This window comes from Pseudomonas sp. CCC4.1, from assembly GCF_035019225.1.
GTDB classification, from domain to species: Bacteria; Pseudomonadota; Gammaproteobacteria; order Pseudomonadales; family Pseudomonadaceae; genus Aquipseudomonas; species Aquipseudomonas bubulae.
In genome coordinates, this window is sequence record NZ_JASJWL010000025.1 from 21,854 (window position 1) to 39,688 (window position 17,835).

The 17,835-nt window shown below is 58.7% G+C and carries 15 protein-coding genes; 3 read left to right on the plus strand and 12 right to left on the minus strand.

The annotated features are described in order from the left end of the window. Positions 1–6: 6 nt before the first annotated feature. Both QN377_RS12260 and glyA read right to left on the minus strand, forming a co-directional pair. Positions 7–1,257: a sarcosine oxidase subunit beta family protein gene (locus tag QN377_RS12260; protein WP_016782563.1), complete on the minus strand. Its 1,251-nt coding sequence runs from the start codon at positions 1,255–1,257 to the stop codon at positions 7–9. Between the two features lie 22 nt (positions 1,258–1,279). Next, positions 1,280–2,533 carry a serine hydroxymethyltransferase gene (gene glyA / locus QN377_RS12265; protein ID WP_094999837.1) on the minus strand — a complete coding sequence of 418 codons (1,254 nt, stop codon included), beginning with the start codon at positions 2,531–2,533 and terminating at the stop codon, positions 1,280–1,282. A 348-nt stretch (positions 2,534–2,881) separates the two neighbouring features. Here glyA and QN377_RS12270 point away from each other — a divergent pair, with 348 nt between their 5' ends. Continuing rightward, positions 2,882–3,922 (plus strand): threonine aldolase family protein, encoded by a 1,041-nt coding sequence (locus QN377_RS12270; RefSeq protein ID WP_094999835.1) that lies wholly within the window; start codon positions 2,882–2,884, stop codon positions 3,920–3,922. 133 nt (positions 3,923–4,055) lie between these two features. Here the strand turns inward: QN377_RS12270 and QN377_RS12275 are convergent, their stop codons facing one another. The 3 genes from QN377_RS12275 to gbcB form a co-directional block, all read right to left on the minus strand. After that, complete coding sequence (locus QN377_RS12275; protein WP_094999834.1) at positions 4,056–4,358, minus strand: cell division protein ZapA; 303 nt, start codon at positions 4,356–4,358, stop codon at positions 4,056–4,058. Then, the gene (locus tag QN377_RS12280) at positions 4,355–4,579 is read right to left on the minus strand and encodes a hypothetical protein (RefSeq protein WP_016782568.1); all 225 of its coding nucleotides are present in this window, start codon (positions 4,577–4,579) and stop codon (positions 4,355–4,357) included. Before QN377_RS12280 ends, QN377_RS12275 begins: the two co-directional genes overlap by 4 nt. 145 nt (positions 4,580–4,724) lie before the next feature. Next, complete coding sequence (gbcB, locus tag QN377_RS12285; protein ID WP_095020470.1) at positions 4,725–5,825, minus strand: glycine-betaine demethylase subunit GbcB; 1,101 nt, start codon at positions 5,823–5,825, stop codon at positions 4,725–4,727. Positions 5,826–6,106: 281 nt separating this feature from the next. Here gbcB and gbcA point away from each other — a divergent pair, with 281 nt between their 5' ends. Continuing rightward, positions 6,107–7,399 (plus strand): glycine-betaine demethylase subunit GbcA, encoded by a 1,293-nt coding sequence (gene gbcA, locus QN377_RS12290; protein WP_094999832.1) that lies wholly within the window; start codon positions 6,107–6,109, stop codon positions 7,397–7,399. A gap of 23 nt (positions 7,400–7,422) precedes the next feature. Here gbcA and QN377_RS12295 read toward each other — a convergent pair whose 3' ends face one another. Further along, positions 7,423–7,998 carry a GNAT family N-acetyltransferase gene (locus tag QN377_RS12295; protein ID WP_094999831.1) on the minus strand — a complete coding sequence of 192 codons (576 nt, stop codon included), beginning with the start codon at positions 7,996–7,998 and terminating at the stop codon, positions 7,423–7,425. Positions 7,999–9,090: 1,092 nt separating this feature from the next. Between QN377_RS12295 and QN377_RS12300 the strand changes: the two genes are divergently transcribed. Next, complete coding sequence (locus QN377_RS12300) at positions 9,091–9,753, plus strand: transglycosylase SLT domain-containing protein (protein WP_306452825.1); 663 nt, start codon at positions 9,091–9,093, stop codon at positions 9,751–9,753. 30 nt (positions 9,754–9,783) lie between these two features. Here QN377_RS12300 and QN377_RS12305 read toward each other — a convergent pair whose 3' ends face one another. The 6 genes from QN377_RS12305 to QN377_RS12330 form a co-directional block, all read right to left on the minus strand. Further along, a complete protein-coding gene (locus tag QN377_RS12305) occupies positions 9,784–10,554 on the minus strand; it encodes an electron transfer flavoprotein subunit beta (protein ID WP_095019598.1) in 771 nt (256 codons plus the stop codon). A gap of 69 nt (positions 10,555–10,623) precedes the next feature. Beyond that, the gene (locus QN377_RS12310) at positions 10,624–11,865 is read right to left on the minus strand and encodes an electron transfer flavoprotein subunit alpha/FixB family protein (RefSeq protein WP_095019597.1); all 1,242 of its coding nucleotides are present in this window, start codon (positions 11,863–11,865) and stop codon (positions 10,624–10,626) included. Further along, complete coding sequence (gene dgcB, locus QN377_RS12315) at positions 11,862–13,802, minus strand: dimethylglycine demethylation protein DgcB (protein ID WP_095019596.1); 1,941 nt, start codon at positions 13,800–13,802, stop codon at positions 11,862–11,864. Before dgcB ends, QN377_RS12310 begins: the two co-directional genes overlap by 4 nt. A 135-nt stretch (positions 13,803–13,937) precedes the next feature. Further along, a complete protein-coding gene (gene dgcA, locus QN377_RS12320) occupies positions 13,938–15,998 on the minus strand; it encodes a dimethylglycine demethylation protein DgcA (protein ID WP_095019595.1) in 2,061 nt (686 codons plus the stop codon). A gap of 15 nt (positions 15,999–16,013) precedes the next feature. Then, positions 16,014–16,544: a 4-vinyl reductase gene (locus QN377_RS12325; RefSeq protein ID WP_094999825.1), complete on the minus strand. Its 531-nt coding sequence runs from the start codon at positions 16,542–16,544 to the stop codon at positions 16,014–16,016. Positions 16,545–16,722: 178 nt separating this feature from the next. Beyond that, positions 16,723–17,700: a dipeptidase gene (locus QN377_RS12330; protein ID WP_094999824.1), complete on the minus strand. Its 978-nt coding sequence runs from the start codon at positions 17,698–17,700 to the stop codon at positions 16,723–16,725. Between the last annotated feature and the right edge of the window lie 135 nt (positions 17,701–17,835).

The window sequence follows — 17,835 nt, forward strand, 5'->3', positions numbered from 1 at the left end:
CTCCTGTTAGTGGGCGACAGCGGCAGCGCCGTGTTCGTCGATCAGGGCACCGGTGTGGAACCGGTCAATGGAAAACGGCGCGGCCAGCGGGTGCATCTCGCCCTTGGCCAGACTGGCAGCAAACACGTTGCCCGAACCCGGCGTGGCCTTGAATCCACCCGTGCCCCAGCCGCAGTTAAAGAACAGATTGGGCACCGGGGTTTTCGAGATGATCGGGCAGGCGTCGGGTGTGGTGTCGACGATGCCGCCCCACTGACGGTTCATGCGCACGCGGGACAACACGGGGAACATTTCCACAATCGCCTGGATCGTGTGCTCGATCACCGGATACGAACCGCGCTGGCCGTAGCCGACCCAACCGTCAATACCCGCGCCGATCACCAGGTCGCCCTTGTCGGACTGGCTGATATAGCCGTGTACGGCGTTGGACATGATCACGCTGTCGATAATCGGCTTGATCGGCTCCGACACCAGCGCTTGCAGCGGGTGGGATTCGATCGGCAGGCGAAAGCCGGCCTGACGCGCCATATGCCCCGAGTTGCCAGCCGTGACCACACCGACGCGCTTGGCGCCGATAAAGCCCTTGCTGGTTTCGACGCCGATGCACACGCCGTTTTCCTTGCGAAAGCCGAGCACTTCGGTTTGCTGGATCAGGTCTACGCCCAGAGCATCGGCGGCACGGGCAAAGCCCCAGGCCACGGCATCATGGCGGGCCACGCCGCCACGCCGTTGTACGGTGGCGCCGATGATCGGGTAGCGGGTGTTCTTCGAGCAATCGAGGTAGGGAATCTCGTCCGCTACTTGTTTGCCGTTGAGCAGTTCACCGTCCACACCATTGAGGCGGTTGGCGCTGACCCGACGCTCGGAGTCACGCATGTCCTGCAGGGTGTGGCACAGGTTATAGACGCCGCGCTGGGAGAACATCACGTTGTAGTTCAAGTCCTGGGACAAACCTTCCCATAGCTTCATCGCGTGTTCGTACAGGTGCGCCGACTCGTCCCACAAATAGTTGGAGCGCACGATGGTGGTGTTGCGTGCCGTGTTGCCGCCACCCAACCAGCCTTTTTCAACCACGGCCACGTTGGTGATGCCGTGTTCCTTGGCCAGATAGTAAGCAGTTGCCAGACCATGGCCGCCGCCGCCGACGATGACCACGTCATAGACCTTTTTCGGGGTCGGCGTGCGCCACATCTTCTGCCAGTTTTCGTGGTGGCTGAGGGAGTGCTTGAAGAGGCCGAAGCCTGAATACCGTTGCATAGGATCTACTCCAAAAACGCGCTCAGCGATAAACCGGGAAGTCTTGGCACAGCGAAGTCACCTGGCGGGCCACATCGGCCTCGATATCGGCATCGCCGAGGTGATCGAGAACGTCGCAGATCCAGCCTGCCAGCTCCGTGCATTGCGCCACTTTGAAACCACGGGTGGTCACCGCCGGGGTGCCGATACGCAGGCCCGAGGTCACAAACGGTGATTGCGGGTCGTTAGGCACGGCATTCTTGTTGACCGTGATATGGGCGCGGCCCAGGGCGGCGTCGGCGTCCTTGCCGGTCAATCCCTGGCGGATCAGGCTGAGCAGGAACAGATGATTGTCGGTACCACCCGAGACCACGTCATAGCCACGCTTGATAAACACCTCGGCCATGGCCTGGGCGTTGTCGATGACCTGCTTTTGATAGGTTTTGAAACCCGGTTCCAGCGCTTCCTTGAAGCACACTGCCTTGGCCGCGATCACGTGCATCAAGGGCCCGCCCTGACCGCCGGGGAACACCGCCGAATTGAGTTTCTTTTCCAGGGCTTCGTTGGCCTTGGCCAGAATCAGGCCGCCACGGGGGCCGCGCAGGGTTTTGTGGGTGGTGGTGGTCACCACATCGGCATACGGCAGCGGGTTGGGGTACAACCCGGCAGCGACCAGACCGGCAACGTGGGCCATGTCGACAAACAGGTAGGCTCCCACCTTGTCTGCAATCTGACGAAAGCGTGGGAAGTCGAGGAATTTTGAGTAGGCCGAGAACCCGGCAATGATCATTTTGGGTTGATGTTCAACAGCCAGACGCTCGACTTCGTCGTAGTCGATCAAGCCGGTGCTGGTGTCGATGCCGTACTGCACGGCGTTGTACAGCTTGCCCGAAAAACTGACGCTGGCCCCATGGGTCAAGTGACCGCCATGGGCCAGACTCATGCCCAGCACGGTGTCACCGGCGTTGAGCAATGCCAGGTAGACGGCTGCGTTGGCCTGGCTGCCGGAATGCGGCTGCACGTTGGCGTAATCGGCGCCGAACAACTGTTTGGCGCGGTCGATGGCCAACTGCTCAACTTTATCCACATGTTCGCAGCCGCCGTAATAGCGTTTGCCTGGGTAGCCTTCGGCGTACTTGTTGGTCAGACCGCTGCCCTGGGCTTCCATCACCCGCTGGCTGGTGTAGTTTTCGGAGGCGATCAGTTCGATGTGATCTTCCTGGCGCTGATCTTCAGCATTCATGGCCGCCAACAAGGCGTCATCGTAACCCTGGATCTGATCCTGCTTGCTGAACATCGCGTTCTCCCAGCGCCAGCGCGCCTTTTGGTCTCGGTGGGGCTAATGCCCTTTGAGCCAGATGGTAGAGCTGGCGCAGGCAGACCAAATGCCCATGGACGCCACGCAATGGTGCGTTTACGACATGGTTTCCCGTAACCCTGTGGGAGCGGGCTTGCTCGCGATACTGGCTGCGAGGTTTGTCTGGCGAAACCGGGAGATGCCATCGCGGGCAAGCCCGCTCCCACATTTTGTTACAGGCCTTTGGGTTATTCTTTTGTAGGGCATTTCCGCACTTTAAGTCGCGCCTGTGCACCTGCCAGATTCTTGGATAAAGTGCACAACACTATTCGACCATGGAACCGGGAAATGACTGACAAGAGCCAACAATTCGCCAGCGACAACTACTCCGGTATCTGCCCTGAAGTCTGGTCCGCCATGGAAAAAGCCAACCACGGCCACCAGCGCTCTTACGGCGACGACGAATGGACGCTGCGCGCCTCGAACGATTTTCGCAAACTGTTCGAAACCGACTGCGAAGTGTATTTCGCCTTTAACGGCACGGCGGCCAACTCCCTGGCGCTGTCGTCCCTGTGCCAGAGCTTTCACAGCGTGATCTGCTCCGAGACCGCCCACGTCGAGACGGACGAATGTGGCGCTCCGGAATTTTTTTCCAACGGCTCCAAGCTGCTGATCGCCCGCACTGAAAACGGCAAGATCACCCCCGAGTCAATCCGCGAGATCGCCCTCAAGCGCAAAGATATCCACTATCCAAAACCGCGGGTGGTCACCATCACCCAGGCCACTGAAGTCGGCAGCGTGTACCGCCCTGAAGAAATCCGCGCGATCAGCGACACCTGCAAGGAGTTGGGCCTGTTGTTGCACATGGACGGCGCCCGTTTCTCCAATGCCTGCGCATTCCTGGGCTGCACCCCGGCAGAGCTGAGCTGGAAAGCCGGGGTGGATGTACTGTGCTTTGGCGGCACCAAAAATGGCATGGCAGTGGGCGAGGCGATTCTGTTTTTCGACCACGCCTTGTCAGTGGATTTTGACTATCGCTGCAAGCAGGCCGGGCAACTGGCTTCGAAAATGCGCTTTCTGTCTGCGCCCTGGGTCGGCCTGCTGGAAAACGACGCCTGGCTCAAACACTCGCGCCATGCCAACCACTGCGCGCAGTTGTTGAGTCAGCTGGTGAGTGACATCCCGGGGGTCGAGCTGATGTTTCCGGTGGAAGCCAATGGCGTGTTCCTGCAACTGTCGGAACCGGCCGTAGCGGCACTGACCGCCAGGGGCTGGCGCTTCTATACCTTTATCGGCAAGGGCGGGGCACGCTTCATGTGCTCGTGGGATACCGAGGAAGCACGGGTGCGGGAACTTGCGGCGGATATTCGCGAAGTGATGTCCGCTTAAAGCGCACGTAACATCAATAACACTGTGGGAGCGGGCTTGCTCGCGATGGCATCAGCGCGGTCGTGCAGACAAACCGCGTTGCCTGAATCGCGAGCAAGCCCGCTCCCACAGGGGGTGATTGGTTTGCGAACCGTCAGGATTGCCCCAGGGTTCGCTCAATCACATCGACCGTGGCGCTGACTTGCTCTTGATAACGGTCGAGTTCCTGTTTGTGGCTCAGTTGCAACTCAATCTGCTTTGAACACAGATTCAGTGCTGCCAGCACCAGCAGCTTGTCCCCGATCAGGCTCGGGTACTTTCTTTTCGTTTCGGCCAGGGCGGCTTTCAACATGACCGTGGCCGCCATCAGGGTTTTCTGCTCCCCCTCCGGCGCCTTGATCGTGTAGTCGTTACCCAAAATCGAGACGACATTTACTCCGTCTCTGTCAAGGCTCATGCGCTGACAGGGCTCGCGCGCTCAACCAGTGCCTGGATGCGGGCTGCGGTCGCGCCTTGCTTTTCTTCCTGTTCCATCAGGGTCAGTTGCAGGCTTTCGTTCTCGTCACGGGCCTGGGCCAGTTCGGTGTTCAGTTGCTCGTTGGCATCCAGCAGTTCTTGTTTTTGCTGTACCAGGTCGCTGACCAGTTGTTCCAGTTTGCTAAGGGATGACTCAATCATGGTGATGTTCTCAAGCAGTTTCGAAGGGCGCGTACGATAAAGAAAAGTCAGCGGCTAAGCTAGCGGCAACCTTGCTTTCAGACCCCTAAAGACTGTGGTTTGCAACCTTTGTTCCCTGCCAGGGTTCTGGAGCCACGAAAGCCCGTCAAAACTCAATCCGCACATCCCCTTTCGGTACGCTGCAGCACGACAGGATATAACCCTCGGCCACATCTTCGTCGGTAATGCCGCCGTTGTGCTCCATGTCCACCTCCCCCCCCAGTTTCAACACCTTGCATGTCCCGCAAATGCCCATGCCGCAAGCCTTGGGGATCATCAGTCCGAGTTTGGCCGCTGCCGCATGCACGGTCTCGGCCGGTCCCACACGAATGCTCTTGCCGGACGCGGTGAATTCCACCTGGTTCAAATCCGCCAGGTCCGGCTCCGGTGCATCTGCCGCCTGCTCGGCCTGTTCTACCGCTTCAGCCCGCACTTCAGGCGGCGTCGCGCCAAAGGATTCTTCGTGGTAACGGCTCATGTCAAAACCGTTGCTTTCCAGCAGGCGCTTGACCGCGTTCATGTAAGGCGTCGGCCCGCAGCAAAACACCTCGCGCTCCATGAAGTCGGGGGCCATCAGGTCGAGCATCTTATGGTTCAGATAACCGCGATACCCGGCCCAGGGTTCACCCAGCCCGTGCTTCTCGCAGATCAGGTGCAGGCTGAAGTTGTCGATACGCGAGGCCATATGCTCCAGCTCGCGGTGATAAATGATGTCCTTGGGCGAGCGGGCGCTGTGGATAAACACCATGTCGACATTGGCGTTGGTGTCGTAAAACCAGCGTGCCATCGACATTACCGGGGTTATACCGACACCGCCGCTCAGATAGAGCACTTTGGGGCTCGGCGCGTCGATGGCGTTAAACAGTCCCACCGGCCCGTGCACGGCCAGCTCCTGGCCTTCGCTCAAGGTGTCGTGCAGCCAGTTGGAAACCCGGCCACCGGGCACCCGCTTGATGGTCACCGAAAAGCTGTACGGCACCGAGGGTGAGCTGGAAATAGTGTACGAGCGCATCACCGGGTCACCGTCGATTTCCAGCTCCAGGGTCACGAATTGCCCCGGTTTGAAAAAGAACAGGATCGGCTGGTCGGCCATAAAACAGAAGGTGCGCACATCCCAGGTTTCCTGAATCACTTTGACGCATCGCACGATGTGTCGGCCATTGGCCCAGGTCTGGGTGGTTACCGGGTTCAGAAAGCTATTGGACATGCGCTTCTCCACGGCCGACAGCCGGCCTCTTGCTGGCGATTCTGCGCATGCCCCGAAGCGGCCATTTATCCATTCGCGACATCCACATACTTATCGCGACCAGCCCCTGAAAACAGCACCTTCAGCGTCGGGAACAGATTGGGCCATGTCGCCCGTAGATATGGCTGCGGCGCACTTCGAACGCACACTCAGCGCCACTACCACTTGTATTGCTTTGCCTTGCGTCGAACCCCTGATCAGCCATTTTTAGGCCACATCCGATGGCCATGAGGACTACAACGATGGACGTCACCGCAAACTTGAGCCTGGGCGATCCACTGGAACCCGCACGCAAGGCCACCGCCGAGATGCTGCAGAACCGCGAGCGGACATTTTCGCTGCCACAGCCGTTTTATAACGACGAGCGCCTGTTCGAAATCGATATGCAGGAGATCTTCCAGAAGGAGTGGCTGATTGCAGGCATGACTTGCGAGATACCGGCCAAGGGCAACTTCCTGACCCTGCAGGTGGGCAAGAACCCGATTATCGTGATTCGCGGCGCAGAAGGTCAGGTGCATGCCTTTCATAACGTGTGCCGCCATCGTGGTTCACGACTGTGCACCAGCGAAAAAGGCAAGGTCGCCAAACTGGTGTGTCATTACCACCAGTGGACCTATGAGCTGGACGGGCGCCTGTTGTTTGCCGGCACCGAGATGGGTGCGGACTTCGACATGAAGCAATACGGCCTCAAGCCGGTGAACGTCAAAACCGCGGGCGGCTATATCTTTATCAGCCTGGCCGAGAACCCTCCCGCCATCGATGAGTTCCTCGCCACACTGAACCACTATATGGAACCTTACGACATGGAAAACACCAAGGTGGCGATTCAAACCACCCTGGTGGAAAAGGCCAACTGGAAACTGGTACTGGAAAATAACCGCGAGTGCTACCACTGCAACGCGTCGCACCCTGAGTTGCTCAAGACCCTGCTCGAATGGGACGACGTCACCGACCCGCGCGCCGATCAAGCGTTCAAGGATCACGTCGCCGCCTCCGCAGCCGCCTGGGACGCCGAGAAAATTCCTTATGCCCACGCCAGCTTCGGCCTGCGTAACCGCATCGTGCGCATGCCACTGCTCAAGGGCACGGTCTCGATGACCCTGGACGGCAAGCAAGGCTGTGCAAAACTGATGGGGCGCATCAAAAACCCGGACCTGGGCTCAATGCGCATCCTGCACTTGCCGCACTCGTGGAACCACTGCATGGGCGACCATATCATCGTATTTACCGTATGGCCGATCAGCGCGCAGGAAACCGTGGTCAGCACCAAATGGCTGGTGCACAAGGATGCGGTAGAAGGCGTGGACTACGACGTGGAGCGCATGCGCAAGGTCTGGGACGCCACCAACGACCAGGATCGCCGGCTGGCTGAAGAAAACCAGCGCGGCATCAACTCGGTCGCCTACCAGCCAGGGCCGTACTCGCAAACCTACGAGTTTGGCGTGGTCAACTTTGTCGACTGGTACAGCGAGCGGCTGCTGAACAACCTGGGGGCGGCGCCTGCGGCGTATCTAAAGGGTGTGGTTGCCCAGTAAACCTGCATCTGCGCAGGGGGCGTTTAACTGGGAAGTGGACAATGCATCAAATACGCCTCACCCGTTACGCGGATCAGCGGGTGGGGCGTTATCTGGCAGGTTTTGACGATCTCAAAACCATGGCGCTCATAAAATCGACGGGCACCTGTGTTCGCCGCATAGTCGATCAGGCTCAAACCGGTCAGCCCCAGTTCGCCGCAACGCGCCTTGGCATGCAGCAAGAACCTGGCGCCCAACCCGAGGTTTCGCCAGCCCTTATGCAAAGCCAGGCTTGAGATATACAGCGTGTCCGGGATTTCCATATCCGCATAAGGTGCCAGCACAGGGTCAGTCTCAGGCTGGGCATCCGGGTCGTCGCGCATCACAAAGCTGTGCATCATGCCGATCACCAGGCCCTCGGCCTCGGCAATCCAGCAGTTTTCATACGAAAATATGACCCCCGCACGGGCATAACGCATCTCCCCGACGTCCAGTAGTTGCTGACCCGGCTGCGCCATCTGACTCCAGATGTAATCGGCGCAGCCTTCGGACGATATCTGAAAAAGACGTGCAATTTCGCGTGCATCGGCACGCACTGCTGGACGAAATGAAACGCTCATTCGTTTTACTCCACGGGGGCACAGGACTCTTTTTAGCTCAAACCGATTCAAGTCAACAACACACAACCCCGGCCTCATTTATGTCCATGTATTGCATGCTAATGATCGTTTTTTAACCACTCCCCTCTAGCCCATGCAATCAAAGGGCTACAGCCCTTCACCAACATCTTGTCCACAGGCACACCCACAGCAACTGTGGGGAAGTCATGGATCACTACCGGGGCACACATCTGTACATTTTTTGTGCAAACCTGCACAAGCCACGGTTTTAAAGGCCTGCAGATAACCACACCCACCTTATCCACAGCTTGACCAACTGAATATGTGCGCAACTTTATCCACCCTGTTGAAAACTCCCTTAGCCTTCGTATTGGCTAGTTTTATCCCATCAAAAGACGATGCCAACGTGGATTGAACATTTTTTGATCAGCACCTTGGAGCCCTTTAATATAAAGGCCTGCAGGATAGAGCGAACAACTTATCCACACCTTCACCAACAGAGTTTGTGGGTAAACAGAGCAAGCGCTATGCAAGTGTGATTTCCTGGCAGCGATCATTTTTTGTACAAACCTGCAGGAGCCACGTCAGCCGGGCCCTGCAAGCAAATACAGACAGGTTACCCACAGGCAGGCACACAGAAACCCGGGGTAACTTTGCGCAGATGTCTGGCAGTACCTTGCCTACTAAAATGCTGTCCGCAAACTCGCTCGCGAAGGCAGTGATATCAGACGTTAAAAACAATGGATCGATCACCATCATCTGCCACGTTTCTTAGACTTTTTAGAGATTTGGCATCACGCCAAACATTATATCAATTTCAGCCTGCAAGGCCCCTCCCCCTTATTAAACAACTCTAAACACTCACAAAATGAACAATCCAACAAAAAGATAACCAACTCACTATTAGCTGGTTCATTTCAATGGATCCAATTTTGATTGCAGGATAATTGCCATCAATCGAATAAGTCCTATATTTATTTTTATGCAGCCTGTTCGCTACCCTGTTTATACAGGCACTCAACCACCTACAAAAACTGCAGGTGACACGACCCTAAAACCCGCCAATACTTATAGTTTAAACGTGAAAATTTTGTGATCTTGCGCGCCACACTTAACACTGCGGATTCCTTATTAATTATCAATAAAACCGTGCAGATTCAACAGGATAAAACAATCTATCGATTAGATTGGCAGCCCTGCTTTATCCGTTATCTGAAACGGCGAGGTCTTTATATGAAACATTCATTTTTGATTATACTTGTCATATGTGCCGGACTAACACCGACCTTCGCACATGCCAATTGCTGGCAGGATGCAGGCAACCGCTATGACATTGATCCGTTGCTGTTACATGCCATTGCCCAAGTTGAATCGAAAATGAATCCGGCCGCACGCAACGTCAATAAAGACGGGACTTACGATATAGGCTTGATGCAAGTCAACAGTCGCCATTTGAAACACCTTGCCACTTTTGGCATTAGTGAATATCAACTACAGACTCAACCCTGCACCAGTGTCATGGCCGGTGCCTGGATCCTCGCCAAATTTGTCAAACAACTGGGTTACAGCTGGGACGCCGTGGGCGCCTATAACGCCGGAACAAAGCCAAATCGTGAACATCTGCGCAATCGCTACGCCCTTCGCGTCAAGGGGTACTACGGGCAGTTAGTCAGCCAGCGCGAGCAAAGACTCCAGGCTGACGCCCGTAAATCTCAGGCCATATTTGCATCTGGCGGCGAGCGCAAATTCAAATGATGTCGCTGACTCAGGTTCCGGCCGCAAACGCTAGCGCACAACGCCTTCTTCGATCAGGAGCTTGAGAATCACCTCGGCTCCCGCTTGAGCACTGAGCCCTTTGTGAACTTGCCCGGAACCCCCAGCCGCCTTGGCGGTAGCTGCTTTCATGCGATCTGCGCCACTTTTGGCCCTTATCACCTTCAAGCGCTTGGGCCGTGGTCGGGCAGGTTGCAATACGCCGGTTGTGGATAACTCATCGGCAACGATTTCAACTACTTCGGCGTTAACCACACCCCGCGTGGCGGGGCCGTAGGCGCTTTGGCGCGCCTTGGGAGCAGCGTTATCCACAGTAACCATAAATGGCAGGCGAACCTGCAGCCGACGTCGCTGCCCCCGGGGCAAGGCTTGCAGCACCTGGGCCACGCCATTGTGGATAGATTCGATCTGCGCCACGCCTACCAGCAGCGGCCAGCCCAGCTCTTCGGCCAACAGGTACGGCAGCATGCCCGAACCCTCACCGGTTTCGGCCTGGCTGCCGGTGAGTACCAGTTGCACGCCCGCTTCACGGATGTAATCGCGCAACGCTGGCACGGCATCGGCGCCGTCGGGTTGCTCCAGCACATGCAACTCCTCCAGCCCCATGCCCAGATAGGCGCGCAAGGCCGGTTCATGGGGGTTGCCCGCGTGCAGCACGTGCAGGCTGTCTCCGGCAAGTTGCAGGCCCAGTTCGACGGCACGGGCGTCCTGTTCGGCGCGACGGGCGCGGCCTGAAGCAGGATGGGCGCCGATTGAAACCAGTGCAACGGTGGCGATGGTCATTTGCAAATCTCCAGACTGAACTCAATCCTGTGGGAGCGGGCTTGCTCGCGATGGAATCACTGCGGTGTATCAGGCTGACCGGGTCGCCCGAATCGCGGGCAAGCCCGCTCCCACAGAGGTTGCGCTGCGCCAGTTATCCACAGCCTCGATCAGTGCCTCAAGCACCGCCGCACCGTCACCAATCACCGACACATCCGCGCGTTTGACCATGTCGCAGCCAGGGTCAAGGTTGATCGCCACCACCTTGTCACAGGCACCAATCCCTTGCAGATGCTGGATCGCCCCGCTGATCCCGACCGCCACATACACCCGCGCCGTGACCCATACCCCGCTGGCCCCCACCTGACGCTCGCGACCCATAAAGCCATCGTCCACCGCCACCCGTGATGCACCTTCGGTGGCGCCAAGGGCAGTGGCAGCCCTGTGGAAAAGTCCCCAGTCCTTGATCCCGTTACCACCGCTGAGGATAAATTCGGCTTCAGCCATGGGAATCGCAGCGGGGTCAACTTCAACCGCGCCCAGATCCTCAATACGCGGCAAACAGCTGGCAGCTGCTGTGGATAACTGCACCTCCAGCGCTTCATGCCGGGTTTCACTGACCGGCTCTGCACACTCGGCCGCTGCCAGAATCAACCGCCGCAACGGCTGGACGACATCTTGCTGACCTGCCCCGGCACGGCCGATGCAAACGCCATCCTTGAGTTGCCAGACCCGCGTGGCCGGGCGTTCTCCCAGGCTGGCGGCAAAGCGCCGGCCCAATTCACCGCCACCACTGCGGCTGTCAGGCAATAGCCAGTGGCGTGGCGTGAACTGGTTATCCACAGCCCGTAAACCCAGCACCTGGTGCTCCGGTGCATAACCTTCACTGTCGAGCATCAACAGCCGATCAACCCCGGCCGTGGCAAAGGCGGTCTCTCTGGACTCGCCGAATACCACCGCCAGCACCGCTCCGTCGCTGCCCGCCAATTGGTGGGCCAGCCCCAGCAGATCGCGGTCGTGGCTGCTCAGGCGGCCCCCGACCATATCCGGCACAACGGCGATATAAAACGCCGGGGCCGCGACCTGATGCAGCGGTAATTGCACCTCGACGCTGGCCGCGCGCCTGCTGGTCCCGCCCTGCTGCACGCCGCTGCGGTCTATGCGCTTGATGCCGTTGGGGCCGATAAAACCTGCACCATGGACATTTTTGCGCACTACGCCATTGGGCCCCATCCAGCTCTGCTGCACGGGTTGCATGGCCGCGTGCAACGGATGCAGACGGTTACGGGCGATCCACTCGGCCCGTGGGTCGCGGCGGATAATGTCACTCATGCGATCACCTCCGATTCTGGCCGTCGGACAGGTTTGGCCACGACGTCTTCAATCAGCGCATCGGCCACCAGTTCGGCAATGTCCTTGATTTGCGGACGGGGTTCGACCACCCCTTCGAGCATCGCCGTGCATTGCGGGCAACCCACCGCCACACGCTCGGCGCCCGTCTCACGGATATCGTCCATGCGCATGTCGGGGATCCTCTGCTTGCCGGGGATGTCGGTAATCGGCGCGCCGCCACCGCCACCACAGCAACGGGAACGAAAGCCCGAACGCTGCATCTCCTTGACCTCGATGCCCAAGGCGCGCAGTACCGCACGCGGCGCCTCGTATTCGCCGTTATAGCGGCCCAGGTAGCAGGGGTCGTGATAGGTCACGCTGCCGCCCGCATCCGCGGCAAGATTGAGCAGGCCGGCATCGATCAACTCGGCCATATAAGTGCTGTGATGTTGCACAAGGTAGTCGCCGCCAAAGGCGCTGTATTCGTTTTTCAGCACATGAAAACTGTGCGGATCGCAGGTGACGATGCGCTGAAAGCTGTACTGCGCCAGGGTCTGGATATTGCGTTTAGCCAGCGCCTGAAAGGTCGCTTCATCCCCCAGACGCCGGGCCACGTCGCCACTGTCGCGCTCTTCCAGGCCCAGCACGGCAAAGTTGACCCGGGCGGCCTTGAGCACTTTGACAAAGGCACGCAAGGTGCGCTGGTTACGCATGTCGAAAGCCCCGTCACCGACCCAGAACAACACGTCCACGGCGGGCTTGTCGCGCATCAGGTCGAGGTTCAGGTCCGCTGCCCAGTTCATCCGCCCGCCGGGGGCAAAACCGCCGGGGTTATCGGTGGCGATCAGGTTGTCCAGCACCTGCGCGCCATTGTTCGGTGTCGCACCTTTTTCCAGGGTCAGGAAACGGCGCATATCGACGATGGCGTCCACATGCTCGATCATCATCGGGCACTCTTCAACGCAGGCGCGGCAAGTGGTGCAGGACCACAGCGTGTCGGCATCGACCAGCCCGTTGACGATCGGCTGATGCGGGTTGCCGCCATGCTCACCAATAGGTTTGCCGGGATAGGGACTGCCAGCAAAGTGAGCATCGGTGCCGCCCGCGAGGCCGACCACCATGTCCTGAATCAGTTTCTTTGGATTGAGCGGCTGGCCGGCGGCGAAAGCCGGGCAGGCGGCTTCGCATTTGCCGCATTGCACGCAGGCGTCAAACCCCAGCAATTGGTTCCAGGTGAAATCCTTGGGTTTTTCCACGCCCAGAGGCGCACTGCGATCGTTTAAATCCAGCGGTTTTAGCCCTGTTGAACGGCCGCCGCCAAAGCGCTCGGCGCGGCGGTGCCAGGCCAGATGCAATGCGCCCGCGAAGGCGTGCTTCATCGGCCCGCCCCAGGTCATGCCGAAAAATAATTCCGACACACCCCACGCCACGCCCACGCTTAAAACCGCCGCCAGCATCCAACCGCCGAAGCCTTCGGGCAACAGCCCTGCAACCGGCAAGGTGAGGATGAAAAAACTGGCGGAAAACACCAGCAAGCTTTTCGGCAGGCGCATCCACGGGCCTTTGGACAGGCGCGAGGGTGGGTTCAGGCGACGCTTGAACACGAACACAGCACCGATAAACATCAACGCGGTGGCGAACAGCAAGGCATAGCCGAGGATGCGGTTATGCAGGCCCAGGCCATGCACCAGGATCGCCAGCACGGCCGCCAGCACAAAACCGCCAGCAGTGGCGACGTGGGTGTTGGCCATGTATTTGTCGCGGGCGACCACGTGGTGCAGATCGACCATGTAGCGCCGGGGCATGGCCAGCAGCCCGCCAAGCAGATCGACCTTGGCCGGGCGACCACGGCGCCACATGTTCATGCGCCGAATGGCGCCCGCAATCGCCAGGACGAGGGCGGCGAACAGCAGGATGGGAAGAACGATATTGAGCATGGTGAAGCTCCCAAAGACCACGCAGGTCTGATGTGAGAGCGGGCTTGCTCGCGATTCAGGCGACGCGGTGCATCAGCACCACCGCGTGATCGTTTATCGCGAGCAAGCCCGCTCCCACATTGGTTCGGTGTCGGGTCAAAAATCCTTGCACAACCGCAGCGCGTCATAGATCGCTGCATGCACGTTGCGCTGGGCCACACAGTCACCGATACGAAACAGCAGGTAGCCGTCCCCCGCCTCGCTCAAGCACGGTTGCGGCTTGATCGCGAACAGCGCTTCGACGTCGATCTGGCCCTTGTTGCGCGAATCCGGCTTGAGCCCGTAATACAGCTCTTCATCCGGTCGCACACCGTTTTCGATGATTACCTGATCGACCACCCGCTCCTCTTTGACACCGGTGTATTCGTTCTCCAGCACAGCAATCACCTTGTCACCCTCGCGGTAGACCTTCTCCAGCATCATGTCGCCGGTCATGACCACTTCCTTGGGATACAGGCTGCGGTAATACGTGGGGAATGACGTGCCGCCAATGGCCACACCGGGCTTGGTGTCGTCGGTCACGATCTCGACCTGCGCTCCCTTGTCCGCCGCAAAATCGGCCACCGACATACCGGTAAATTCGCAAATGGTGTCGTACACCAGCACGTTTTTGCCGGGCGCCACTTTGCCGTCGAGTACATCCCAGCTGCTGACCACCAGCCCTTCGGCCGCGCCCCAGTGTTCGTTCTGCTCCACAAACGGGTGCCCGCCCACCGCCAGCACCACAATGTCCGGACGCAAGTCCATGATCGTCGCCGCATCCGCTGCGGTGCCCAGGCGCAAGTCAACTTTCAGGCGCGCCAGTTCCAGTTGAAACCAGCGGGTGATGCCTGCCATCTGGTCACGCTGAGGCGCTTTGGAGGCGGTGGTGATCTGCCCGCCGATGGCGTCCTTTTTCTCGAACAGGGTCACGTCATGACCGCGCTCGGCAGCTACCCGTGCCGCCTCCATCCCTGCTGGCCCGGCGCCGACAATCACCACCTTGCGTTTGGCCCCGATGGATTTTTCGATGATATGCGGCACGCCCATATATTCCCGGGAGGTGGCCGCGTTCTGGATGCACAGCACATCCAGCCCCTGGTACTGACGGTCGATGCAGTAGTTGGCACCCACGCATTGTTTAATCTGGTCGACCTGGCCCATCTTGATCTTGGCGATCAGGTGCGGATCGGCGATATGGGCACGGGTCATGCCCACCATGTCGACATAACCCCCCTCCAGAATCCGCGTGGCCTGGTTCGGGTCCTTGATGTTCTGCGCATGCAGCACCGGGGCCTTGACCACTTCCTTGATCCCGGCGGCCAGGTGCAAAAACGGCTCCGGCGGAAAGCTCATGTTGGGGATTACGTTGGCCAGGGTGTTGTGGGTGTCACATCCCGAGCCGACCACGCCGATAAAGTCGAGCATGCCGGTGTCGTCGTAGTACTTGGCGATTTGTTTCATGTCCTCATGGCTCAGGCCATCAGGGTGAAACTCATCCCCGCACAGGCGGATGCCCACGCAGAAATCCGGGCCGACTTCAGCGCGCACGGCCTTGAGCACTTCGAGGCCGAAACGCATGCGGTTTTCAAAACTGCCGCCCCATTCATCGGTGCGTTTGTTGACACGCGGGCTCCAGAACTGGTCGATCATGTGCTGGTGCACCGCCGACAGCTCAACCCCGTCCAGTCCACCGGCTTTGGCCCGGCCTGCGGCACTGGCGTAGTTACCGATGATCCGCCAGATTTCTTCAGGCTCGATGGTTTTGCATGTGGCCCGGTGCACCGGCTCACGTACACCGGAAGGTGACATCAGGGTCGGCCAGTTGAAGCCGTCCCAGCGCGAGCGGCGGCCCATGTGGGTAATCTGGATCATGATCTTGGCGCCATGCTTGTGCATGGCATCGGCCAGGTTCTGGAAGTGCGGGATAATGCGGTCGGTGCTCAGGTTGACCGAACTCCACCACTCTTGCGGACTGTCGATGGCCACCACCGAAGAGCCGCCGCAAATCGCCAGGCCGATACCGCCCTTGGCCTTTTCTTCGTAGTACTGCACATAACGCTCGGTGGTCATGCCGCCATCGGTGGCATACACCTCGGCATGGGCGGTGCTCAGCACACGGTTGCGGATGGTCAGCTTGCCGATTTGAATCGGCTCAAACATTGCTTCGAACGCCATATCCCGATCCTCGACTTACAACGGCTTGACGATAAACAGGCCGTGGTCGTGGCCTTCTTCCGATCCGCTATAAACCTGTTCTGCCACGGTGCGGATGTTGCTGCCACGGGCGTGCAGAATCTGGTCCATGGCGCCGGCAAACCAGCCGGTGAACATGTAGTCGACCTTGCGCCCGACCTTGCCGTACACGTACACAAAGCAGGAGTGTTCCAGCTTGATGGTGGCAGTGCCTTTGTCGAGATCGATGTCCTGGATCTTGAACAGGCCCCAGCCGCGCTGGGACAGGCGTTTCATGTAGTGTTCGAACACCGCGACGCCTTCGATGCCGTGGCATTCGGCTTCTTTTTCGCACCAGTGCCAGGCGGATTTGTAGCCGGCCTTGTAAAGAATGTCGGCGTAGGTATCAGCGCCAAGGACTTCTTCAATGCCCATGTGGTTGTTGACGAAAAAGTGGCGCGGCACATAGAGCATCGGCAAAGCGTCGGAAGTCCAGACGCCGGTTTCGCTGTCGACTTCGATGGGTAATTGCGGGGCGATTTTGGCCATGGGTAGCGCTCCAAAAGATGATGAAGTCCCGTGCAGCTGTCGAAGGCTGCGTTCGAGCGCGAAGCGGTCGCAAAACCGCTCACTGCGCCCTGACAGGAAAAATGTGCAATATGGGTTTACGACTGCTTCGCAGCCGGACGCAGCCTTCGGCAGCTGCTACGCAACAAATACGGTGCGGTTACTCGCCCCAGACATCCTTGAGCACGTTGACCCAGTTCTCGCCCATGATCTTGCGCACCACGCGCTCGTTGTGGCCGCGCTTGAGCAGGGTTTCGGTCAGGTTGGGGAACTCGCCCACGGTGCGGATGCCCAGCGGGTTGATGATCTTGCCGAAGCTGGTCAGGCGGCGGGCGTAGCCCTTGTCGTGGGTCAGCATTTCGAAAAAGTCCTGACCGTGGCCCTGGGTAAAGTCAGTGCCGATACCGATCGAATCTTCGCCGACAATATTCATGGTGTATTCGATCGCTTCGGCGTAGTCGTCGATGGTCGAATCAATACCCTTGGCCAGAAACGGCGCGAACATGGTCACCCCGACAAAACCGCCATGGTCGGCAATGAACTTGAGCTCGGCGTCGGATTTGTTGCGTGGATGTTCCTTGAGGCCGGACGGCAGGCAGTGGGAATAGCAGACCGGTTTTTTCGATTCCAGGATCACCTCTTCCGAGGTTTTCGAACCCACGTGGGACAGGTCGCACATGATCCCGACACGGTTCATTTCAGCCACTACTTCACGGCCAAACCCCGAGAGCCCGCCATCGCGTTCATAGCAGCCGGTGCCCACCAGGTTCTGGGTGTTGTAGCACATCTGCACCACGCCAACGCCGAGCTGCTTGAAGATCTCGATATAGCCCAGCTGGTCTTCAAAGGCATGGGCATTCTGGAAGCCGAAGATGATCCCGGTCTTGCCCTGTTCCTTGGCGCGACGGATATCGGCAGTGGTCTTGACCGCAAGCACCAGGTCGCTGTTGTCGCGGATCAGGGTCTGGCTGGCGACGATGTTGTTGATCGTGGCCTGGAAGCCCTCCCATACCGACACAGTGCAGTTGGCAGCGGTGAGGCCGCCCTTGCGCATGTCTTCAAACAGTTCGCGGTTCCATTTGGCAATGATCAGCCCGTCGATAACGATACTGTCTGCGTGCAACTCGGTTGGGCTCATCAGGCGTCCCCTTATTGGCGTTTGCTGCGCCGAATCGTCTGCCGGCGCTATTGGGGCCAGCATAGGCCCGGGGTCAAAACCAGCCGGGTGCAAAAGCGACAGCGCAATTGCCGAAAGCGTCAACACGCGACAAAG

Coding starts and splice junctions, on each gene's coding strand:
- QN377_RS12310 (WP_095019597.1), bottom strand. CDS start 11,865: ATGAGTGACATTATCCGCCGCGACCCACGGGCCGAGTGGATCGCCCGT.
- QN377_RS12325 (WP_094999825.1), bottom strand. CDS start 16,544: ATGGCCAAAATCGCCCCGCAATTACCCATCGAAGTCGACAGCGAAACC.
- QN377_RS12275 (WP_094999834.1), bottom strand. CDS start 4,358: ATGAGCCTTGACAGAGACGGAGTAAATGTCGTCTCGATTTTGGGTAAC.
- glyA (WP_094999837.1), bottom strand. CDS start 2,533: ATGTTCAGCAAGCAGGATCAGATCCAGGGTTACGATGACGCCTTGTTG.
- QN377_RS12260 (WP_016782563.1), bottom strand. CDS start 1,257: ATGCAACGGTATTCAGGCTTCGGCCTCTTCAAGCACTCCCTCAGCCAC.
- QN377_RS12295 (WP_094999831.1), bottom strand. CDS start 7,998: ATGAGCGTTTCATTTCGTCCAGCAGTGCGTGCCGATGCACGCGAAATT.
- gbcB (WP_095020470.1), bottom strand. CDS start 5,825: ATGTCCAATAGCTTTCTGAACCCGGTAACCACCCAGACCTGGGCCAAT.
- dgcB (WP_095019596.1), bottom strand. CDS start 13,802: ATGCTCAATATCGTTCTTCCCATCCTGCTGTTCGCCGCCCTCGTCCTG.
- QN377_RS12330 (WP_094999824.1), bottom strand. CDS start 17,700: ATGAGCCCAACCGAGTTGCACGCAGACAGTATCGTTATCGACGGGCTG.
- gbcA (WP_094999832.1), top strand. CDS start 6,107: ATGGACGTCACCGCAAACTTGAGCCTGGGCGATCCACTGGAACCCGCA.
- QN377_RS12280 (WP_016782568.1), bottom strand. CDS start 4,579: ATGATTGAGTCATCCCTTAGCAAACTGGAACAACTGGTCAGCGACCTG.
- QN377_RS12270 (WP_094999835.1), top strand. CDS start 2,882: ATGACTGACAAGAGCCAACAATTCGCCAGCGACAACTACTCCGGTATC.
- QN377_RS12305 (WP_095019598.1), bottom strand. CDS start 10,554: ATGACCATCGCCACCGTTGCACTGGTTTCAATCGGCGCCCATCCTGCT.
- dgcA (WP_095019595.1), bottom strand. CDS start 15,998: ATGGCGTTCGAAGCAATGTTTGAGCCGATTCAAATCGGCAAGCTGACC.